A 21,490-nucleotide genomic window follows, 5' to 3' on the forward strand; every position below is an offset into this window, starting at 1 on the left:
ATCGAGTCAAAGACGTACAAGGAGATCACCTATGTTTGAACGGTTTACGGACCGCGCACGGCGTGTTGTGGTGCTGGCTCAAGAAGAGGCCCGCATGCTCAACCACAATTACATCGGCACAGAGCATCTGTTGCTGGGTCTGATCCATGAAGGTGAAGGCATCGCCGCCAAGGCGTTGGAATCCATGGGCGTGACCCTTTCTTCCGTCCGTGAGCAGGTGCAAGACATCATCGGGCCTGGCCAGCAGGCTCCCAGCGGGCACATCCCCTTCACGCCCCGCGCCAAAAAGGTCCTCGAGCTCTCACTGCGTGAAGCGCTTCAGCTCGGACACAACTACATCGGAACCGAACACATCCTGCTCGGCCTCATTCGGGCCGGAGAGGGCGTGGCCTCGCAGGTTCTCTCGAAACTCGGCGCAGAGCCCTCTCGCGTCCGCCAGACCGTGATCGACATGATCTCGGGATATCAGGGCGGCTCGGGCGACTCCAAGGAGACCGCGGGCGTCGGCGCCGGCGGCAAGGATGGGGTTCCGGCAGGCTCGGCCGTTTTGGACCAGTTCGGCACCAACTTGACCGCACAGGCTCGCGAAAACAAGTTGGACCCTGTGATTGGCCGTTTCCAGGAGATGGAGCGCGTCATGCAGGTTCTGTCTCGCCGCACCAAGAACAACCCCGTGCTCATCGGTGAGCCGGGCGTCGGTAAGACCGCCGTCGTCGAAGGTTTGGCTCAGGCGATTGTGCGCGGCGATGTTCCGGAAACGCTCAAGGACAAGCACCTCTACACGCTGGACCTCGGATCCCTCGTCGCAGGGTCCCGGTACCGCGGTGATTTTGAGGAACGCCTCAAGAAAGTCCTCAAGGAGATCCGCACCCGCGGTGACATCATTCTGTTCATCGACGAGATCCACACGCTCGTCGGCGCGGGTGCCGCGGAAGGCGCCATCGACGCCGCCTCGATCCTCAAGCCCATGCTGGCTCGTGGTGAATTGCAGACCATCGGCGCCACCACGCTCGATGAGTACCGCAAGCACATTGAGAAGGACGCCGCGCTGGAACGTCGTTTCCAGCCCATCCAGGTGGACGAACCCTCTCAAGCGCACTCCGTCCAGATCCTCAAGGGATTGCGCGACAAGTACGAGGCGCATCACCGCGTGACCATTTCGGACGAAGCTCTGGAAGCCGCCGTGAGCCTTTCCGCTCGGTACATTTCGGATCGTTTCTTGCCGGATAAGGCCATCGACATGATCGACGAGGCGGGCGCTCGACTGCGCATCAAGCGCCTCACCGCCCCGCCCGAGATCCGCGATCTCGAGGAACGCATTGCCAAATTGCGTTCCCAAAAGGAGGCCGCGATCGACGGGCAGGACTTCGAAAAGGCCGCCTCCCTGCGTGACAAGGAGCAGAAGCTCATCGCGGAGAAGGACGAGCAGGAAGAGAAGTGGAAGGAGAGCGACTCCGCCATGGGCGAGGTCACTCCCGACGTCATTTCCGAGGTGCTCGCCGCGGCCACAGGTGTTCCGGTGTACAAGCTCACGGACGAAGAATCCGGCCGCCTCCTCAACATGGAGTCGGAGCTTCACCGCCGCGTCATCGGCCAGGACAACGCCATCAAGGCTCTGTCCCGCTCGATCCGCCGTACCCGAGCCGGGCTCAAGGATCCCCGCCGTCCCGGTGGTTCGTTCATCTTTGCCGGCCCCACCGGCGTCGGCAAGACCGAGCTCGCCAAGGCCCTCGCGGAATTCTTGTTCGGTGACGACGACGCCCTGATCACCTTGGACATGTCCGAGTACCAGGAGAAGCACACGGTGTCGCGACTCTTCGGTGCTCCTCCCGGATACGTGGGTTACGAAGAGGGCGGCCAGCTCACCGAGAAGGTGCGTCGCAAGCCGTTCTCCGTGGTTCTGTTCGACGAGGTCGAGAAAGCCCACGCGGACCTGTTCAACTCGCTGTTGCAGATCCTCGAGGACGGTCGCCTGACCGACTCTCAGGGCCGCGTCGTGGACTTCAAGAACACCGTCATCATCATGACGACCAACCTCGGCACCAAGGACATCTCCCGCCGCGTCCCCGTGGGATTCCAGTCCCATGAGGATCCGACGACCAACTACGAGCGCATGCAGGCCAAGGTGCAGGAAGAGCTCAAGGAGCACTTCCGCCCCGAGTTCCTGAACCGCGTGGATGACATCATCGTCTTCCCGCAGCTCTCCGAGGAAGAGATCATCCAGATCGTGGACCTGTTCGTGGCCCGTTTGGCCGAGCGGTTGCGCGAGAAGGACATGTCCATCGAGCTGACCGACGCCGCCAAGAAGCTGATCGGTGAGCGCGGCTACGATCCCGCGATGGGTGCCCGCCCGTTGCGTCGGACGATGCAGCGCGAGATCGAGGACCAGCTCTCGGAGAAGATTCTCTACAGCGAGATCACGTCCGGCGAGAAGATCACGGTGGATGTCGAGGGCGAAGGCGACGACGCGACCTTCACGCTCTCGTCGCAGAAGATGTCTGAACTCTCCGACGACGGATTCGACTACGGAGACTCGGAATCGACCGATTCGAACCCGGACACCCAGCAGGTCTCCCGCCCGTCGACCCCTACCCGTTACGACGGCGGCGGTAGCGGCGGCGCGGCAGGATCTGCGACGGCGTAACCTCAAGCGGAGGTCGCCGGTCAACCGGTGACGCCGCATCCTTCGGGGCCGGCCCTTCTCAGGGCCGGCCCCGACGTCGTTAACAACCTGTGCGTACAGGGCGACGACGTTCACCCGCCACTAGGGGAGGCGTAAACTCGACGCCCATGACGACCCTGACGCTGCGCCCCGCCCGAACCACCGATGTGACCGAGATTCGCCGGCTGGTGCAGCCGTACGTGGATTCCGGAGCCCTCATCGCCAAGGAGGCCGTGGACTATTTCGAGGCCATCCAAGAATTCCTGGTGGTCGAGGAGACCGACGAATCGGGCGGCAATCGCAGACTCTTGGGTTGCGGGGCCCTCCACATCTTGTGGGAAGACCTTGGAGAGGTTCGCACCCTCGCTGCGTCGTCGGAAGCCCGTGGGCGGGGCGTGGGGCGCATGCTGGTCGAGGCGCTCCTTGAGCGGGCTCAGACGATCGGGGTGACCCGCGTCTTTTGCCTCACCTTCGAGGTCGAATTCTTCCGCCGGATGGGCTTTGAGGTCATGACCCATCAGGAGACGATCGACCCTGACGTGTTCGCCGAACTGTTGCGCTCTCATGACCAAGGTGTCGCCGAATTCCTCGATCTCGCACGGGTTAAGCCCAATACTTTGGGGAACACCCGCATGATTCGGTTTCTTACGGCGTAGCGAGGCCGAGAACCGCTATCGAGGAAGCGACAACGCGCCGTCGGAGTCGCGGTGTGCGAGGCCGTCCTTCACGAGGCCATCGATGCAACGCTCGAGTTGTTCACGACTCGACCCAAGGTCCCGGAGGGCCGCCAGAGGCTTCTCGGGTACGTTCGGGGCGGCGTCCGTGGGGCTGAGCAGGGATTCTTGCGGGACGGGGCGCTCCGCCTGTCGCAACACGGCCATCACCGCTCCGCGCGCCTGCCGGTCCGTTCCTTTCCAGGACTGACCTCGGGGAACGTACTCCGGTTCGGGACGTCCCGCGGCCACCCACGCGCAATCGTGGAGAATGGGGCATTCATCGCACCGGGGCGCTCGAGCCGTGCACACCAACGCTCCCAGCTCCATGACGGCGGAATTCCACGCGACCGCGGCGTCGTCGTCCTCCGGCATGAGCGCATCCGCGAGGCGAGATTCCGCGGCCGTCAAAGACTTCGACGGCAACGCCTTACCGGTGACGGCCCGGGCATGGACCCTGCGGATATTGGTATCGATCACCGTTTGGCGGTGACCGAAAGCGAAGACCGAAATGGCGGCGGCGGTGTACGAGCCGACGCCGGGAAGGGCCAGCAGGTCGTCGTAGCTTTCCGGAACCTGCCCGTCATGTTTCTCCGTAATGGCCACGGCCGCGGCGTGCAATCGCAGGGCACGGCGTGGGTACCCGAGGCGACCCCACTGACGGACCGCTTCGCCGGTCGAGGCGCGGGCAAGGTCGGCGGGCTCTGGCCACAGGCGCATCCACTCGTGCCACCGGGGGAGCACACGGATCACCGGGGTTTGCTGGAGCATGAACTCGCTGACCATGACCTGCCATGGCGTGCGGTCCGGACTCCGCCACGGCAGCTCCCGCGCGTGTTCGGAATACCAGCGTACGACGTCGTGATGGAGTCGCTGGAGCCGCTCCGGAGAGGGGAGCGAGGGCTCTGAAACCGGTTGCCTGAGGCCGCGGGAAGGCGTGGTGCTCGCTGGAGTCGAATAATTCATGACGTGACCACTGTAGTGGCTCGTTTCGTGCGCTGAGTTGGGAAATTGTTTTAGTAGCCTTAGACACATGGCAGAGTATGAAGACCCCATGCAGGATGGGGAATACGAGGAGAGCGGCTACCAGCGCGAGGCACCCGAGGTATATCGCCGTCGCCGAATCATTGCGGTGATCCTGGCCCTTTTGGTCATCATCCTGGTGGTGTGGGCCGTCGTCTTTGCCATCGGCAAAGTTGCCGCGAGTCTCGGTGGTGGCGGGGCCTCGAGCTCGTCCTCGTCGGCGACCGATAATTTTGCGAGCTTCAGCGCACGGCCTACCTCGTCGGCCTCCGCGAGCGGATCTGCCTCTGCCTCTGCTTCTGCCTCGCCCAGTGGGTCGCCCAGCGGCTCGAACCAACCCTCTGCTTCCGGTTCCGCCTCACCGTCTGACACGGCTTCGCCATCACCGAGCGAGTCATCCGCCGAAGCCGCGCCGGCACCGAAGCCCAGCGAACCCGCCAAGGTTGAGGCCTGCGGTTCGAACATTCAGGTTCAGGCCGCCGTGGATAAGAAAACCTTTGGTCCGGGGGAGAACCCGGTGATGACGGCGACCATCAAGAACACCGCGCAGAACCCGTGCACGATGGACCTCAGCTCAGCCAAGGTCACCTACGACATCACTTCCGGCCCTGCCGACGTTTACTCGACCAATAATTGCGGGCCAGCCACCGCACCGAAGGAAGCCACCATCCAGCCGGGTGCCAGTGAGACGACCTCTCAGTCCTGGGACCGCACCATTAACAGTGTCGGTTGTGGAGCCGCATCCCAGTCCGTTCAGCCGGGCTACTACTGGCTGACGGTTTCCGTGAATGGGGTTCCGAGCGAACGCCAACCGATCGTCATTCAGTAGGCGTTAGTCGCCCCGAGCAGGAACCGCTGACCGCAGAGCCCCCGGAAGGATCACCTTCCGGGGGCTCTGTGCGAATTGTGCCGACGACCTCAGTGTTCTGGCGGAGAGCTCAGGGCGCCGACGGTTACATGAACCGGTCTAACAGGCTGGATTCGGCCATGCGGGCGAGGGATTCGCGAATGCTGCGCGCCCGGTATTCCCCGATGCCTTCCACGCTGCGGAGGTCTTCCAGGTTGGCGGCCATCAAGGTTTGGAGGCCGTTGAACCTCTCCACCAGACGCTCGGCGACGCTCCGCGGGATCGACTTCACGCCATTGAGGAGCCGGTACCCGCACGGGTGCAGCGTGTAGTCCAAGTCTGCTCCGCCAGGCAGCCCGACGGCGCGGGCGACGGCCACGGGGTCGGCGAGTTCCACGGGGGAGAGCTCGGCGAGGCTTTTCTGCGCGCGTCGGATCACCTTGGGGTTGGCTGAATCGGGGAGATAGTCCCGGAACACGAGTTCCGTCGTCGGCTGGTTGAGCACGAGCTCTTCCAGCTGCATCGCCACCATGCGCCCCTGATCGCCGAGTTCGACGACGCTGTCCCCGATCTCCTCCGAAATGCGACGGACGAGTTCGAGCCGTTGCAGCGTCAGAGCCACGTTCCGGACGGTCACGGCAGACTCGATTTCGAGGGCCGAGAGGTTGGAGAGTTCTTGTTCGAGGCGAACCGTGTATCGCTCCAGGGTCTGAATCGCCTGGTTGGCGCGGGCCATGATCTCCTGGGAATTTTCCAGGGGATACCTCTGGCCGTCGGCATAAATGGTGATCACGCTCATCGATTTGGAGACCGAAATGACCGGGCAGCCCGTTTGCTTCGCAACGCGTTCTGCGGTGCGATGACGGGTTCCGGATTCGGTGGTGGTGATCTCCGGGTCGGGCATCAGCTGGACGCCCGCTTGGTGGATCGTGGTCACCTCTTTGTTGCAGATGATCGCGCCGTCCATCTTGGCCAGCTCCCGCAGGCCGGTCCCCGAAAATTCGGTGTTGATCACAAATCCACCGCTGGCGATCGAGGTGACGGCCTCACCGGCGCCAAGCACGATGAGCGCTCCGGTTCGGCCCTGAAGAATCCGGTCAAGACCGTCGCGCAACTGTGTTCCTGGCGCGAGCAAAGCCAGAGTCTTCTTGAGTTGGTTTTTGCGGGAGGTAGGCACGTTCACCAGCCTAACGTGTGAAATCGACGGTGCACGGTGAGGATCACGAGCGCCCCGGGAACAGCGTGTCCACGGCCTCGACGACGGACGAGACCTCTTTGACATGCACGCCCTCGGGAATGCCGTCCACGCCAGCGGGGGAGGCCGGAACCATGACGTGGGTGAAGCCCAACCGGGCAACTTCCGCGATGCGCTGGCGGATCCCGGGGACCGCTCGAACCTCGCCCGCCAGGCCGACCTCGCCAAAGACGGCGAGCTTTCGGGGGAGTGGGCGGTCTTCCGCCGCCGAGGCGAGGGCCATGACCGTCGCGAGGTCTGCCGCCGGTTCGGTGAGTCTGACTCCACCGACCGTCGAGAGGTAGCAATCGAGTTTGCCGACGTTGAATCCGGCGCGACGCTGAAGCACCGCCAGGAGCATCGCGGTCCGCGCGGAGTCGAGCCCTGCCGTGGCACGCCTGGGCTGAGCCGTCGAGGACTCGTCGAGCAAGGCCTGAACTTCGGCGAGCAAGGGACGCCGGCCTTCCATCGTGACCGTCAAACACGTGCCCGCCACGGGGTGGGCCGTGCGGGAGACGAATAATCCTGAAGGATCCGAGACTCCGGAGATGCCGTCTTCGACCAGATCGAAGCAACCCACTTCGTCGGTCGGACCAAAGCGGTTCTTGACCGCCCGCAACATGCGGATGCGGGAGTTCTTATCCCCCTCGAACTGACACACGACATCCACCAGGTGCTCCAGGAGCCGGGGGCCGGCGATGGTGCCTTCCTTGGTTACGTGCCCCACCAACAGCGTGGTCATGTTGCGCTTCTTGGCCTCCGCGATGATCGAAGCGGAGACCTCCCGGACCTGGGTGACGCCTCCGGCTGAGCCTTCGACCTCGGCGCTTGCGAGGGTTTGCACGGAGTCCACGATCAGGAGGCGAGGGGCTACGGCCTCGATGTGGGCCAACGCGGACCCGAGATCGGTTTCCGACGCGAGGTACAAGGTATCCGAGACGGCGCCTATGCGATCGGCCCGCAGCTTGACCTGAGCGGAGGATTCCTCGCCGGTGACGTACAGGACATCGTGCCCCTGAGACGCGGTGTCGGTCCCTGCACGCTCGCCCCTCGCGAAAGTCGCCGCGACGTCGAGCAGAAGTGTGGATTTACCGACGCCGGGCTCACCGGCCATGAGAATCACGGCACCTGGCACCAACCCGCCACCGAGCACGCGATCGAATTCTTCAATTCCGGTGCTGGCAAATTGCGCGACGGAAGCATCGACCTCGGCGATGGGACGTGCCGGAGTCTCGACGGTTCGGGCGGGGGCGGTGCGCGCCACGGTCTGACCGCCCACCTCCTCGATGGTGCCCCATTGCTGACATTCCCCGCATCGACCGACCCACTTGGCCGTGGTCCAGCCGCATTCGCGGCATCGGTAGGCGTTGGTATTGCGAGAGGTTTTTCGTGCGGGGCTCATACGAGCATCGTACGGGCCGGCACTGACAACTTAAGAGTTCTTGCGGTGCGGCGTATCGTCCGGATCCACCACGTCCATCGCCTCGGTGAGCTCCTGATGAATCGTCACCAAAACCTTGCTGGCGGCCTGATTCTCCATCCCGGTGAGGACGAGCAGATCTACCGTGAGGGAACGAATCATCATGACCAAAGCCTCACCCTGATAGGTCCGGACCCCCATCGCTTGCGGGTCGAGCTTTGAGGCGGTCGAGCTGAGGTCAATCCGGGCCCTACGGCGCATGGCGTCCCGAGCATCCGCCGACTGCGCCTGGAGGGAGAGCCCCAAAACGTCCACGGCTTCGGACAGTTCGAGGAGGACGTCGTGCAGGGAGTGGATCGCTTCGTCCCGTAGGTGCACCGTGGTGATGACGTTCGCGATGCGTCGCACCAGCACCCGCGCGTTTCGGATGGAGTAGTCGAATCCTCGCAGGGCACGTTCGTAGGCCCGTACGTCGTCGAGTGCTTGACGACGGGTCAGCGCGACCCTGGCCAAGGACTTGCTGGTCGTTAGCGAGGATTCTATGGCATCGAGCAACGGTTGGGTCTTGCGGGCACGGGCCAAGGCATGCCACGCCCGAGACGCATCGTAGTGACCGATCGCTTCCGAAGCCTCTCGAAGGACTCGCGAGAATTCCCTCGTCAATTGGATCATTTCGTCCTTGGGCTGACGCCGAGGGTCCTGAGGGACCAGGGCAATGATCAGCAGCGCACACAGGCCGCCGATGACGGCGTCGAAGCTTCGCGCGAAAGGGCCGTCGATCGCGGGAGGAAGGAGCACGACGAGCACGGCTTGCAGGCCCATCTGGGTCGAAAAGATGGTCCCGTTGTCGAGAAATCGAGCCAATAACAGGGAAACGAGGAGAACGGCGATGGCCTGGAGCGGCCCTCGCCCGAGGAAATACATGAGACCGTCGCCGACGGCGATGCCGAGCGTGCAGCCGATGGCCACTTCCAGGATGCGGCGCATGTGGTTGCCGCCACGGACATACCCGAGAGAGACGATCGCGGCGGTAGCAGCGAAGAGCGGTTGGTGATGGCCGAGGAGGGCCTCCGCAATGAAGTAGGCACCCACCGCGGCCGCCGTGATCTGAACCGATTGGAAGAAACCGGCCCGAACTCGCGACATACCTAGCCGAACTCGTGATGTGAGTTCTTTGCGCGCGGACCGTGCCCGCTGAGTCAAGGTATTTCCGGCCATGGGGTCATCATAGTCGGCGGCCCAATCACCGAGAGGAGAAAAGTTCACGTCCCGTTCACCGAGAACTGCCCCCGCGGATACCTGGTCTCCTTAGCGTTGAGTGGTGTTGGGGTAGTACTCGCGAGTTCCTCCAACGGACATTAACGGTTTCTACCGGTCCACTACACATCCCGGATGATCCGCGGCCTGAATTGGCGGCCTTGGACGCCGAAACACATAGCACTCTTGAAGGGGTACCTTTCGTGAAGATCTCTCGCATCGGACGCTTCGCCGCTATCGCGGCCGTCGGCACCATCGCACTGACCGCTTGCGGTTCGGATAACGCCACTGGCAAGTCCGAGTCGGACAACAGCGCCGCTTCGGCCAACGTCTCCGGCAAGCTCTCCGGCGTCGGTTCCTCCGCCCAGCAGGCAGCCATGACCCAGTGGCAGACCGACTTCCAGAACGCCAACTCCGGCGCCGAGGTCCAGTACTCGCCGGATGGCTCCGGCGCGGGCCGCAAGGCATTCCTGTCGGGCGGTGCAAACTTCGCCGGCTCTGATGCTCACCTCAAGGACGAGGAGTACAACCAGGCCAAGGAGCAGTGCGGCCCCGACGGAGCGATGGACATCCCCGTCTACGTTTCCCCGATCGCCGTTGCCTTCAACGTCAAGGGTGTTGACGAGCTGAACCTCGACGCCCAGACCATCGCCAAGATCTTCAAGGGCGAGATCAAGACCTGGGACGACGAGGCCATCAAGAAGCTCAACCCGGACGCCAAGCTCCCGAGCACCCCGGTCACCGTGGTTCACCGTTCGGATAACTCGGGCACCACCGAGAACTTCACCGATTACCTCGAGAAGGCCTCTGACGGCGCTTGGGGCCAGAAGGCCTCCGGCGACTGGCCGAAGGATTTCGCCGGTGAAGCCAACAAGGGCACCTCCGGCGTCGTCTCCACCACCCAGAGCACCGACGGTGCGATCACTTACGCCGATGAGTCGGCCGTGGGCGATCTGAAGACCGCCAAGGTCAAGGACGGCGAGGACTTCGTCAAGGTTTCCGCCGATTCCGCTTCGAAGGCCGTCGAGAGCTCCAAGAAGGTTGAAGGCCGCGGCGAGCACGACATGTCGCTCGAGCTGAACCGCACCCCGAACGACGGTTCCTACCCGATCGTCCTGGTTTCGTACCACATCGTCTGCTCCACCTACAAGGATCAGAAGACCGTCGACCTGGTCAAGGGCTTCGAGAACTACGTCGTGAGCGAGGACGGCCAGAAGTCGGCTGCTTCCGCTGCCAAGTCGGCCGAGCTGCCGAAGAGCATGCAGGAAGACGCCAAGAAGGCGATCGACTCGATCAAGACCAAGTAACACCCAGCCGTCACCATGACGGTTGATCGAGATTCCCGTCAGAGCCCACCGGCCCTGGCGGGAATCTCTTGCAAAACTTTCACCACCGATCAGTAGAGAGTCTCGAGGATTCATGTCTCATTCTTCGTCGACGGTTCCCGAGCACGGCGTGCAGTCCACGCCCGGGGACGACCACGACAACGAGCCCCAAGGATCCCGCCGCGATACCAAGAAGTCGGGCTCCAACGTCAAGGGCGGGCCGGCTCAGGACAAGGCCTTCGCGAGCGTCACCGTGATCGCCGGTGCCATCATCCTCGTTGTCCTGGCGGCGGTCGCCTTCTTCCTGACGTGGCAGGCCTCTCCGGTTTTCGGGGCCAGCGCCTCTCAGATCACCGGTGGCAAGGGCTTCGGTGCGTACATCTGGCCGCTGGTGGTCGGCACTCTGATCGCATCCGCCATCGCCCTTCTGCTCGCGACGCCCGTGGGAATTGGCGTTGCTCTGTACATTTCCCACTACGCTCCGCCGCGACTCGCGAAAGCCGTGGGATACGTGATTGACCTCCTCGCCGCGATCCCTTCGGTGATCTTCGGCGCGTGGGGCGCATCCGTGCTGGCCCCGAAGATTGTGCCGTTCTACGACTGGTTGTCCGAGGTCTTCGGCTTCCTCCCCATCTTTGAGGGACCGGCCACGGCGACGGGCAAGACCATCCTGACCGCCGGCATCGTGCTGGCCATCATGATTTTGCCGATCATCACGGCAATGTGTCGCGAGATCTTCGCTCAAACTCCGGTCCTGCAGCAAGAAGCGGCCCTCGGCCTCGGCGCGACGAAATGGGAAATGGTCCGCATGACCGTCTTCCCGTTCGCCCGGGCAGGCATCATCTCGTCGATCATGCTGGCTCTGGGTCGCGCAATGGGCGAGACCATGGCCGTCACGCTGGTTCTCTCCGGCGGCCCGTTCAACCCGTCGCTCATTCAATCCGGTAACCAGACGGTCGCTTCGGAAATTGCGTTGAACTTCCCGGAGGCATACGGCCTGCGCCTGAACGAGCTCATCGCCGCGGGCCTGGTCTTGTTCGCCATCACCCTCGTGGTCAACCTGCTCGCCCGCCTGGTGGTCAGCCGCTACAAGAATTTCTCTGGAGCTAACTCATGACGAGCACGAGTACGCACACCCCCTCGAAATTGACGGGCGGCCAAGCTCCGAGCTGGTTGCCGTACGCCATCGGCGCCGGTGCCATCATCCTCGGTGCCGCTCTTTCGGCCCTCGTGGGATTCAGCATCGGACTCTGGGCCGTGTTCGCGGCCATCATCTTCGTGGTCGTCGGCCCGATCGTGGTCGGTTCCATCGAAGGCGGACGCAAAGGAAAAGACGCATTCGCCCGCTACCTCGTGTACGGGGCCTTCATCCTCGCACTGATCCCCTTGATCTCGGTGATCTGGGTCGTGCTGAGTCGCGGAATCCCCGGGCTGTCCGGCAACGTCCTCAGCACATCGATGAACGGCGTCAGCGGCGTCACGGATAATCAGACCAAGAGCGGCGGCCCGGCCTACGGCGGCGCCTATCACGCGATTATCGGCACGCTGATGATCACGTTGTGGGCTGCCGTGATGTCGGTTCCGATTGGCCTTCTGACCGCGGTGTTCTTGACCGAATACAGCAGCGCCAACAGGGCCTTCCGGTGGATCGGACGCATCATCACGTTCTTGGTGGACGTCATGACCGGCATCCCCTCGATCGTCGCCGGTCTGTTCGCCGTCGCCCTGTTTGTCCAGGTGCTCGGCGACCCGTCGGCCCGATTTGGATTCATCGCCTCCGTGGCGCTGTCCGTGCTCATGATCCCGACGGTCGTGCGAAACACGGAAGAGATGCTCAAGATCGTTCCCAACGAATTGCGCGAGGCGTCCTACGCCTTGGGCGTCCGGAAATGGCGCACCATCACCAAAGTCGTGATCCCGACGGCGATCTCCGGCATTTCCTCCGGCGTGACCCTGGCCATCGCTCGCGTGATTGGCGAGACGGCACCGATCCTCGTCACCGCCGGATTCGTCGCCAGCATCAACTACAACGCGTTTAGCGGATGGATGACGACGCTGCCGACGTTCATTTACTACCAGATCATGAACCCGACATCGCCGACGGCCCCCGAGGTCTCCGCGGACCGCGCCTGGGCTGCGGCCTTGATCCTGATCGTGATCGTGATGGTGTTGAACCTGATCGCACGCCTGATCTCCAAAGTCTTTGCCCCCAAGACCGGCCGCTGAGCCCGTCGAACCGAAGTAAAGGAAACACATGTCCAAACGCATCGACGTCGAGCACCTCAACGTCTACTACGGCGACTTCCTCGCGGTGGATGATATTTCTATCGCGATCGAACCGCGATCCGTCACGGCGTTCATCGGCCCCTCGGGTTGTGGCAAGTCGACGTTCCTCCGCACCCTGAACCGCATGCACGAGGTCATTCCCGGTGCCTACGTGGAGGGCAAGGTGAATCTGGATGGTGAAAACCTCTACGGCAAGAACGTCGACCCGGTTCGTGTTCGGTCGCAGATCGGCATGGTCTTCCAGCGCCCGAACCCATTCCCGACGATGTCCATTCGCGATAACGTGCTGGCCGGCGTCAAGCTGAACTCCCGTCGCATCTCCAAGAGCGATGCCGATGAACTCGTGGAGTCTTCCCTTCGGGGCGCCAACCTCTGGGAAGAGGTCAAGGACCGCCTGGAGAAGCCCGGATCCGGCCTCTCCGGCGGTCAGCAACAGCGCCTGTGCATCGCGCGAAGCATCGCGGTGCGTCCCGACGTGATTCTGATGGATGAGCCGTGCTCCGCGCTCGACCCGATCTCCACGCTCGCTGTGGAGGACCTCATCAACGAGCTCAAAGAGGAGTACACGGTCGTCATCGTCACGCACAACATGCAGCAGGCTGCTCGTGTGTCCGACAAGACCGCGTTCTTCAACATCGCCGGAACCGGTAAGCCCGGCAAACTCATCGAATACGCTCCCACGCAGGAGATCTTCAACAATCCGAAGGAAAAGGCCACGGAAGACTACGTCTCCGGACGCTTCGGCTAGGCCGCATGAGGCGTGCACGCCCGCGACGTCGCTCGGAAACGGCACGACGTCGCGGGCGTTTCGCGTTAACTCCCGCGCCTGGTGCTGGCCCGCTCGGGCGTCGTCGTGAGGAGCCGGCGGGGCCTTGGAATTACAACAATGGTGAGAGCGCGAGGAAGAAGATCGCCGAGCCAACCGCCGAAATGGGCAAGGTGACGGCCCACATCATGACCAAACGTGCGGCCATGTGGGGCCGAACCGCGTGGAATCGTTGATTCGATCCCGCACCGAGCACGGCGGAAGCCGCCAAGTGTGAGGAAGAGAAGGGGTCTTTGGCGACGGAACCCGTCAGAAAAATGAGGACCGCGGTGACCCCTTGGGCAATGGCTCCGCGGAACGGGTCGATCCGCACGAGACGGTCGGCGATGGTGTGGCTGATGCGCCAACTTCCGAGCAAGCAGCCGATCACCATCATGACGCCCAACAGAAGGCAACACCACATGGCCTGGACCTGGCTGAGGGGTTGGCCGATCGAGAGAAACATCATCGCGGCGATGATCATGACGCGATGACCGAAATATATGCCGTGACCCAGGGAAATGGCCGAGGCGCTGAGCGTGAGAACGAACCGTGACTGACGATGGATGCCGTCCGGACCCGCATGCTGGAAGAGGTTGACGAGGGGGATGACCAGAATCCAGGCAAGGGTGAAGGCGGCCAGCGGAGCGATGACCAACGGCAGAATGACGTCGATCAGCGGACGTGCGGTGATACTGGCATGGTCCCCGAGCCCAACGTGTTGGGTGGCCCAGAGCGCTCCTACGATCGCCCCGAAGAGGGCATTAGTCGACGACGAAGGAACCCGACGCCACCAGGTGATCAACTCCCACAGGATAACCGTCAGAAGAGACGACGTCAGCACCGCCAGGCCGATCGAGTCGTGAGGAATGTCGAGCCACAAAAACGTGCTCGATGAGAAGGTGAGGGCTCCGACTGCGAGGCCGAGGACGTTGAAGAACGCGTTGAGGCCGAGGGCAATCTTGGGCGTTAGGGCGCGGGCGCGAACCGGCACCGCGATGGAATTCGAGGCGTCGTGGAAGCATACGATCGCGGTGAAGCCTAGGAGGAAAACCCCGCACACGGCGAAGAGGACGTAGGCCACCCTACGACTCCTGAACGAGGATTCGCCCCACGTCGGTTGCGACCTGGCGAACGCTCAACGAGGCCGTCTGGAGCTTATCCGTGAATTGAGCCTCTTTGATGTACGACGCCGGTTTGAGCCGGTCCATCATGTCCGCTTGGTAGAGGTCGGTGGTGCGGATCGACTGTTTCGACATGCGAAGCACCTCGATCCAGTACTCGTCCAGCCCCTCGAGATCGGAGAGATGACGCATCGCTTCGGTCGTGAGTGAAGCCTGACGCTGAAGGAGGTCGAGCAAATCGGACGCGCGGGAGGAGAAGCGATCCAAGTTATGGATGCGAATGATGTGGGTTGCGGACGTCAAGGATTCCGTGGCCTGGTTGAGGCGCTGGGCCAGTTGGTAGAGGTCGGCGCGAGGTAGGGGAAGTACGAAGGCGCTACGGACCGTGGTCATCAGGGCGAAAAAGTGATCGGTCGACTTTCCTTCGATCTCGAGCGCCTGTTGGAACACGTCCTCGTGGTCAGAGGCCGGTGAGCCCATCATGCGGGAGGTGGCCGAGGTCGCGTCCACGACGAGCTGAGCCATCTCGGCTAGGAGCACAAGAGCCCTATTCTCTTGTGGAAAGAGGCGAATTGCCACGCTGAGCCTTCCAAAGTTCTGTCGTCATCGTCTTTAAGATAACCGCCCAGGGTTAACAAGTTGACCTCGGCGGCTTCATGACGCGCGGAGAGGTTACGTTCCTCCACGCGTGCGCGCGAAAAACGCCCCCGACGGCGTCGGAGGCGTTCTCGAAGGTTTATGGGGCACTGGACCGGGTGCGCCTCTCGGCGGAAGGCCGCTCGTAGCGGCTAAATGATGGAGCCCGGGGCAACCTGCGGCCCAGTGCCTTACATCCAGTGTGGCCCTCGGCTTGGGGGACTGTCAACGAGCACCAGTGGGTGCCGGCTCACGCAACAAGGGGACGGACCATATGGTCCGTCCCCTTGCCCAAGGCAACGTTGCCGTTGCCCCTTAAAGCTTTTCGTCTTAGCGAGCCTGGTGACCCTGGAGGGTCTTGAACCAGGCCGCGCCTTCGCCCTTCCAGAGGTTCACGGAGGCGATGATCAGGAGGACCACGCCGACGATGCCGCTAAAGTTGCCGCCGATCAGGGAGACGATGAAGCTGATGATCAGCAGGATCGTGATGACCAAAGTGGCAATCCGGCCCCAGTTCTTGCCCTTGCGAACGGCCACACCGGCGAAGATCAAGACGAGACCCAAGATAATGTCGACGACTCCGAGGCCGATGAGGGCTCCCGGGGGGATGCCCTGGAGGGCATCGGCTGCTTCGGTCGACGCGCTGGCGGCGAGTCCGCCGAGCATCCCGAAGAGACCGCCGAGAATTGTCAGACCACCGACGATGAAGATCAGCACGGACGCCGTCTTGACCGATTTCGGGCGGTCCAACGGGCTGCGCTGACCGAAGTCACTGCCCTGATACTGCGGCTGACCGTAACCCGGCTGGCCGGCGGGCTGATTTCCGCCCTGGTACTGCGGGGTTCCCTGCTCGGGACCGCCGTTGAACTGAGGGGGCTGGTTTCCCGTGGGGTTCGGGTGGTTCTCTGACATTGTTACCTCTCGAGGGGCGAAACTCTGGTGACTTTCCTATGTAATCACGGAATTATCCGCACCACAATGAAAGTTACTTGGGTGTAGACCAAATTTGGACTAGTCTGTTCTTTATCGATTTCCGACTAAAGGGCTGAAACTGGCGAATGAGGGAGCCATGGCGAAGATTGGTCAGTGGGGAGTCGTGGCTCTGGTGGGTGTTCTGACCCTCGGATGCGCGGCCTACATGTCCACGGATGCCCGGGTGGGCCTGGCCTCGGACGGCCCAGCGCCGGCGGCTTGGTCGAGCGTGGAAGCAACGCACATCAACCACCATCAGCCCGGTGCGCCCACGGCCGTGATGTACATCGACTATCAGAGTCGATACGCCGAGGAGGCCTACCGAACTTTCTATGAGGCGGGGCGGAGGCTCAGCGGCCGCATGAACCTCGACATCAAGAACTATCCCCTGAGTCTTCACGGATCTGCCGTCCCGGTTGCCTATGCGATGGAGGCTGCAGAGCGGCTGGATCGGTTTCCGGAGATGGCGGATCTTCTCCTGCGCCACCGGTCGGAGTGGGAAGGGGCGGGCGGCCCGTACGCGTTGTTCGAATGCCTCGTGAGATTCGCGGCCTCCCTCGGTATCGACCCAGGGCGGTTCCTGGAGGAAATGGACAGTCCCGAGGTGAAGCAGGCCGTGGAGGCGCAGCGCGACGAAGCGGAAGCGCTGGACATCGCAGGAGCCCCTGCATTCGTGGTGGATGGATTGGTGGTACGGGATTTGGATGCAAATTGCAGTCTGGACCGCATGATCCACACCTTCGAAGAGATGACAGATGATGAGTGAGTTTGTGTCTCCAGCGTGAGCAAGAATTGACGGTCCTCGCTCACATTTCGTCTCGAGAAGGTTAGTTCCGAAATGTTTCCCGCGCGTGACGTCACGTCGTCTTACCTGACGACACTCGACATTTCGCGTCAAATCCTTGAGGAACACCAAAGCCGCGGGCTTGAATAGCACCGTATCTATCCAGAGTGACTGAGAGACCTGGCTCGACGACGTCACAGCAACCACCGTGAGACGAATTACTCTCGTCGCATATTCACGGAAAGGTGCTCCCGCCAGGACCGATGGAGTGCATTGAACCTCGGTCGGCGGTAGCGGGGTCGACGATCGACCCTCTCTTCGCCGTCGGCCGCACGGTTTTCACGCTGCATCGGGCGTATCCGAAAGGAGAACCCGCCGTGAAACCACACCACCCACCGGCACTTTCCTTCGAGTTATATCCGCCGCGAGGGCGGATCAGCGAAGAGAAATTGGCCGCGACCGTCGAGAAATTAGAAGAGGTTCGGCCCGATTACGTCTCGGTGACCGCCGCCGTGGACGGACAACGACGCCGGCAAAGCCTCAGATTGCTGGACCATCTGGTTCATCGCACCGGCCTTCGCCCGTTGGCCCACGTGATCGCCACCGGACAACCCGCCCCGAAGCTCCACGAGTTGATCGGCGAGATGATTGATCTCGGGGTTCGGGGGTTCCTGGCGCTCCGTGGAGATAGGCCAGAGGGCCACCACCTGCTCTCCGAGGAACTTCCCTTCGCCCGTCATCTGGTCGAGCTCATTCGCGACGTCGAGCGGCAAAGAGTGCCCGAATTGTGCGCCGGACGGCTCGCCGTCGGAGTTGCGGCCTATCCGGTCCGTCACCCGGATTCCTCGAGCATCCACCAGGACACCGAGGTGCTGCTCGCCAAACAGCGAGCCGGTGCGGACTTTGCGATCACGCAGGTCTATACGGACCCGACGCACTACTCCGACCTTGTCACCCGCGCCTCGGCCAACGGGGTGGACCTGCCGTTGGTTCCCGGGATCCTTCCGGTGACCAGCCTGAAGAGGTACCTCCGGGTGTGTGAACTCGCGGGCCTCGCGCCGGATGCGGATTTCGCTCATCGACTCGAAACCGCCCGTACCGAAGCCGAGAGGCTGGCCGTCGGCGTGGATCACGCAGAATACTTCGCCCGCCAAGCCCTCGACGCCGGAGCACCCGGACTTCACCTTTACACCTTCAACGAACATCGAGCTGCCCTCGAGCTCGTAGACCGTCTCGGTTTGCGTGCCGGACGCACCGAATCCCCACTGACTTCTCAGGAGAACATCGTGACCCAGCGCCAGAATGAACAGACCAGCCAGCAGACTGTCCCGGAAGCAAACCCTGCCGAGGCTAGGCGGCGCGTACCTTCCGCGACCATCGTGGGGTATCCGCGAATTGGACCCGATCGAGAGATCAAACGTGCGCTCGAGAAGTACTGGAGCGGTACCCATGGACGGGACGATCTAGCGAACGCCGTGAAGGGAGTGAGGAGCGCGGCCACGGAAAGGCTCGAACGGCTGGGGCTGACCGACGCGGCGTCGATCCCGGCCTCGTGGGCCCTCTACGACCAGGTGCTCGACGTCGTGTTGGCCACCGGCGCAGTTCCTCGACGCCTCGCGGATCTGCGTGACGACGCCGGGGCTCTGGACGAAGACGCCGCCTTTGTTCTGGCCCGTGGCGATGACGCCCATTCGCCGCTCGAAATGACCAAATGGTTCGACACGAACTATCACTACCTGGTGCCGGAAATTGGTCCGGAGACCCCGTTGAGTGCGAATACGAGCGAGTTTGGCCGACAGTTGCAGGACGCGGCGTCGTCGGGATCCCCGGAGAAGCTCCGGCCCGCACTGGTTGGTCCGATCACGTTCTTGCTCCTTTCCAAGGCGGACGATGACGCCCCGGAGGGGTTCGACCCACTGAGCCGCCTTCAGGATCTGACCGAGGTCTATCGGCAGATCATTGCGGACTTGGGTGCGGCCGGAGCCGACTGGGTTCAACTCGACGAACCGGGACTGGTGGCGGACGTCGACCGTCCGGATCTCGCGGAGGCGGTGCGTGAAACGTACCGTCAGCTCACCGAATCTCGCGGTGATGGACGCCCCTCCCTCCTGGTCACCACGCCTTATGGAGATGCCGAGGGGTTGTTGGAGCCTTTGGTCGAGAGCGGCGTCGAAGCGGTTCATGTGGACCTCACTTCGGGGCCCGAGCGCGGCGTCCTCCGAGACCTTTCCCCAGAGCAGCTCGCACTGTTTACCCGTCCAGACTCCCCGACGTTGGTGGCCGGCGTCGTCAATGGGCGCAACGTGTGGCGCACGGATCTTCGTCGTGCCTTCGACCTGGTGGAACGGTTACGGGACGCAGGAGCGCGCGTTTCGGTGTGCACCTCGACCTCCCTTATTCACGTCCCTCACGACGTCGAGCGGGAAACACGTCTGTCCGAGGCGCCGAAGCGATGGTTGGCCTTCGCGGACCAAAAGGTCGAGGAAACGGTCGCCCTCGCCCGAGGCCTTGCGGAAGGCGGAGACGCGATCGAGGAGCAACTTCGGGAGTCGGACGAGGCTCTGCGCCACCGTGCTGAGACCGAGGGTGTGCGACGGATCGAAATCCGCGAACGACGCGCTCGCCTTTCAGAAGACGATGCCCGCCGCGAACCCTTCGAGGTGCGTCGGGAAGCTCAAGAGCAGCGCGGGGTTGCCGCGGACTTGCCCCAGATTCCCACCACGACCATTGGCTCCTTCCCACAGACCCCGGAATTGCGGGCCGTGCGTTCCGCCCATCGCGCCGGCCGCGTTTCCGATGCGGATTACGACTCCCGGCTTCGGCAGGAAATTCGCGAGGTCATCTCCCTGCAAGAGGACATCGGCCTGGACCTTTTGGTGCACGGCGAGCCTGAGCGCAACGACATGGTGCAGTATTTTGCCGAGCACTTTGAGGGCTTTGACACCACACAACACGGGTGGGTGCAGTCGTACGGTTCGCGCTGCACTCGGCCGTCGATCTTGTGGGGGGACGTCAAGCGGGTTGGCCCGGGAATTGGGGGAGAAGCCATCACCGTGCCGTGGGCCTCGTACGCGCAATCTCTCACCGACCGTCCGGTCAAGGGCATGCTGACCGGGCCGGTCACCATCCTGGCCTGGTCGTTCATCCGCGAGGACGTGCCGGTTTCCGAGACGGCGGAACAAGTCGCGCTGGCCCTCCGAGACGAGGTGCGCGATCTGGAAGCGGCCGGGATTCGTGCGATCCAGGTCGACGAGCCGGCCCTGAGGGAACTGCTTCCCCTACGACGTCGCGATCACGCCGACTACCTGGAGTGGTCGGTCCGTGCCTTCCGCATCGCGACGTCGGGAGTCCGACCCGAAACGCAGATCCACACCCATCTCTGCTATTCGGAATTCGGCGAGGTGCTCTCGGCGATTGACGCCTTAGATGCGGACGTGACGAGCGTCGAGGCCGCCCGGTCGCGCATGGAGCTCCTCGGACCGTTGTCCGAGATCGGCTTTGAGCGGGGCATCGGTCCCGGCGTGTGGGATATTCATTCGCCGCGCGTTCCGGCGCAGGAGGAAATTAGCGAGTTGCTGGCCACCGCTGCTTCGGTGGTTCCCCGCGGGAGGCTTTGGGCCAATCCCGACTGTGGTCTGAAAACCCGGGGCTACACCGAAACAACGGCGGCCTTGCGGCATTTGGTGGCGGGCGCCCATGGGGTCCGGGAAACGGTCGCGGTCTAGCGCATGACGACGACGGCGGGGTCTGCTGCGGCGGGCCCCGCCGTCGTGCGTCCGAGCTTAGGGAATGTCTGGCATCAAGGTCGCTACGTCGGCGGCAAGTCTTTCGAGGTTCACGTCAGGTTCCACGGAAGTGCGCAGTAAAAATCCGTGCAAAATCACCATGATGACGTTGGCAATGCGTTCGGGATCCGTCGAAGGGTCGGCGGGATCTAGGGAGTCCCCTCGTTCTTCGGCCCGAGCGGTGGTCCACGGGATGAGGTTCTCAGATAAGACCGTGCGAGCCCGTCTCAAGTTCTCTTGTGCGACGCCGGCAAGTTCCGGGTTGACCGTGGATTCCGAAATGAACTGAATCAGAAGGGGGCCGAGACCGATATTTCGGAGGGTAATGGCCAAGAGTTTGACGAGATCGGCAGGGGTGGGTCGGTAACGCTTGTCACGTTGTAACTCTCGAAGGTCGTTGATCGCGGCGCGAAAAATGCTCTCTGCGGTGCCGCGCATGATGTCGGCCTTTCCCTCGAAGTGGGAGTAGATGGACCCTGCGGACATGCCAGAGGCCTCGACGATGTCGGACATGGACGTGTTGGAGAAGCCATTGCGCCTGAAACATTCGCGCGCGGCGACGATGATCCGCTCGCGGCGTTCCGTCTTGGTGGATTCGGAAAGTTTAGGCATGGAAA

Annotated in this window: 17 protein-coding genes and 1 riboswitch; of the genes, 9 read left to right on the forward strand and 8 right to left on the reverse strand. The window is 62.8% G+C overall.

The window, feature by feature from the left end:
* Positions 1 to 31 precede the first annotated feature (31 nt).
* On the forward strand, positions 32 to 2,644 hold the full coding sequence (locus tag D8M21_RS06405) for an ATP-dependent Clp protease ATP-binding subunit (protein WP_126855729.1): 2,613 nt from the start codon (positions 32 to 34) through the stop codon (positions 2,642 to 2,644).
* A 146-nt stretch (positions 2,645 to 2,790) separates the two neighbouring features.
* Positions 2,791 to 3,318, forward strand: coding sequence for an amino-acid N-acetyltransferase (locus tag D8M21_RS06410; protein WP_048681818.1), 528 nt, complete (start codon positions 2,791 to 2,793; stop codon positions 3,316 to 3,318).
* A 15-nt stretch (positions 3,319 to 3,333) separates the two neighbouring features.
* On the opposite strand, the gene D8M21_RS06415 is transcribed toward D8M21_RS06410, so the two are convergent.
* Positions 3,334 to 4,341: an A/G-specific adenine glycosylase gene (locus tag D8M21_RS06415; protein ID WP_048681815.1), complete on the reverse strand. Its 1,008-nt coding sequence runs from the start codon at positions 4,339 to 4,341 to the stop codon at positions 3,334 to 3,336.
* A 67-nt stretch (positions 4,342 to 4,408) separates the two neighbouring features.
* On the opposite strand from D8M21_RS06415, the gene D8M21_RS06420 reads away from it, so the two are divergent.
* Positions 4,409 to 5,227 carry a hypothetical protein gene (locus tag D8M21_RS06420; protein ID WP_126855730.1) on the forward strand — a complete coding sequence of 273 codons (819 nt, stop codon included), beginning with the start codon at positions 4,409 to 4,411 and terminating at the stop codon, positions 5,225 to 5,227.
* Between the two features lie 124 nt (positions 5,228 to 5,351).
* Here the strand turns inward: D8M21_RS06420 and disA are convergent, their stop codons facing one another.
* From disA to D8M21_RS06435, 3 genes are read right to left on the reverse strand one after another with little or no spacing between them, the layout of a single operon-like run.
* On the reverse strand, positions 5,352 to 6,422 hold the full coding sequence (gene disA / locus D8M21_RS06425; RefSeq protein ID WP_048681808.1) for a DNA integrity scanning diadenylate cyclase DisA: 1,071 nt from the start codon (positions 6,420 to 6,422) through the stop codon (positions 5,352 to 5,354).
* Between the two features lie 43 nt (positions 6,423 to 6,465).
* The gene (gene radA / locus D8M21_RS06430; protein ID WP_048681805.1) at positions 6,466 to 7,881 is read right to left on the reverse strand and encodes a DNA repair protein RadA; all 1,416 of its coding nucleotides are present in this window, start codon (positions 7,879 to 7,881) and stop codon (positions 6,466 to 6,468) included.
* Between the two features lie 30 nt (positions 7,882 to 7,911).
* Entirely contained in the window at positions 7,912 to 9,117 is a 1,206-nt protein-coding gene (locus D8M21_RS06435; RefSeq protein WP_082156837.1) for an FUSC family protein, read from the reverse strand.
* 242 nt (positions 9,118 to 9,359) lie between these two features.
* Between D8M21_RS06435 and pstS the strand changes: the two genes are divergently transcribed.
* The 4 genes from pstS to pstB all read left to right on the forward strand — a co-directional run bounded on the left by pstS (position 9,360) and on the right by pstB (position 13,515).
* Positions 9,360 to 10,463, forward strand: a complete 1,104-nt coding sequence (gene pstS, locus D8M21_RS06440) for a phosphate ABC transporter substrate-binding protein PstS (RefSeq protein WP_048681802.1) — start codon at positions 9,360 to 9,362, stop codon at positions 10,461 to 10,463.
* 112 nt (positions 10,464 to 10,575) lie between these two features.
* Positions 10,576 to 11,598: a phosphate ABC transporter permease subunit PstC gene (gene pstC, locus D8M21_RS06445; protein ID WP_082156814.1), complete on the forward strand. Its 1,023-nt coding sequence runs from the start codon at positions 10,576 to 10,578 to the stop codon at positions 11,596 to 11,598.
* Positions 11,595 to 12,707, forward strand: coding sequence for a phosphate ABC transporter permease PstA (gene pstA / locus D8M21_RS06450; RefSeq protein WP_048681799.1), 1,113 nt, complete (start codon positions 11,595 to 11,597; stop codon positions 12,705 to 12,707). The genes pstC and pstA overlap by 4 nt, the downstream gene beginning before the upstream one ends.
* Positions 12,708 to 12,735: 28 nt before the next feature.
* A complete protein-coding gene (gene pstB, locus D8M21_RS06455) occupies positions 12,736 to 13,515 on the forward strand; it encodes a phosphate ABC transporter ATP-binding protein PstB (protein WP_048681794.1) in 780 nt (259 codons plus the stop codon).
* Positions 13,516 to 13,645: 130 nt separating this feature from the next.
* On the opposite strand, the gene D8M21_RS06460 is transcribed toward pstB, so the two are convergent.
* The 3 genes from D8M21_RS06460 to D8M21_RS06470 form a co-directional block, all read right to left on the reverse strand.
* Positions 13,646 to 14,656 (reverse strand): inorganic phosphate transporter, encoded by a 1,011-nt coding sequence (locus D8M21_RS06460; RefSeq protein WP_048681792.1) that lies wholly within the window; start codon positions 14,654 to 14,656, stop codon positions 13,646 to 13,648.
* Between the two features lies 1 nt (position 14,657).
* Positions 14,658 to 15,275, reverse strand: coding sequence for a DUF47 domain-containing protein (locus D8M21_RS06465; protein WP_048681791.1), 618 nt, complete (start codon positions 15,273 to 15,275; stop codon positions 14,658 to 14,660).
* Positions 15,276 to 15,662: 387 nt separating this feature from the next.
* Positions 15,663 to 16,244 (reverse strand): hypothetical protein, encoded by a 582-nt coding sequence (locus D8M21_RS06470; protein WP_048681788.1) that lies wholly within the window; start codon positions 16,242 to 16,244, stop codon positions 15,663 to 15,665.
* Positions 16,245 to 16,401: 157 nt separating this feature from the next.
* On the opposite strand from D8M21_RS06470, the gene D8M21_RS06475 reads away from it, so the two are divergent.
* Together D8M21_RS06475 and metE are read left to right on the forward strand one after the other, a co-directional pair.
* On the forward strand, positions 16,402 to 17,070 hold the full coding sequence (locus D8M21_RS06475) for a DsbA family protein (protein ID WP_126855731.1): 669 nt from the start codon (positions 16,402 to 16,404) through the stop codon (positions 17,068 to 17,070).
* Between the two features lie 173 nt (positions 17,071 to 17,243).
* Positions 17,244 to 17,358: riboswitch (SAM riboswitch) on the forward strand.
* Between the two features lie 107 nt (positions 17,359 to 17,465).
* Complete coding sequence (metE, locus tag D8M21_RS06480) at positions 17,466 to 20,813, forward strand: 5-methyltetrahydropteroyltriglutamate--homocysteine S-methyltransferase (RefSeq protein ID WP_161800284.1); 3,348 nt, start codon at positions 17,466 to 17,468, stop codon at positions 20,811 to 20,813.
* Positions 20,814 to 20,870: 57 nt separating this feature from the next.
* On the opposite strand, the gene D8M21_RS06485 is transcribed toward metE, so the two are convergent.
* Positions 20,871 to 21,485 carry a TetR/AcrR family transcriptional regulator gene (locus D8M21_RS06485; protein WP_161970373.1) on the reverse strand — a complete coding sequence of 205 codons (615 nt, stop codon included), beginning with the start codon at positions 21,483 to 21,485 and terminating at the stop codon, positions 20,871 to 20,873.
* Between the last annotated feature and the right edge of the window lie 5 nt (positions 21,486 to 21,490).

It is taken from the genome of Kocuria sp. HSID16901 (assembly GCF_003989425.1).
Lineage (GTDB): Bacteria > Actinomycetota > Actinomycetes > Actinomycetales > Micrococcaceae > Rothia > Rothia massiliensis.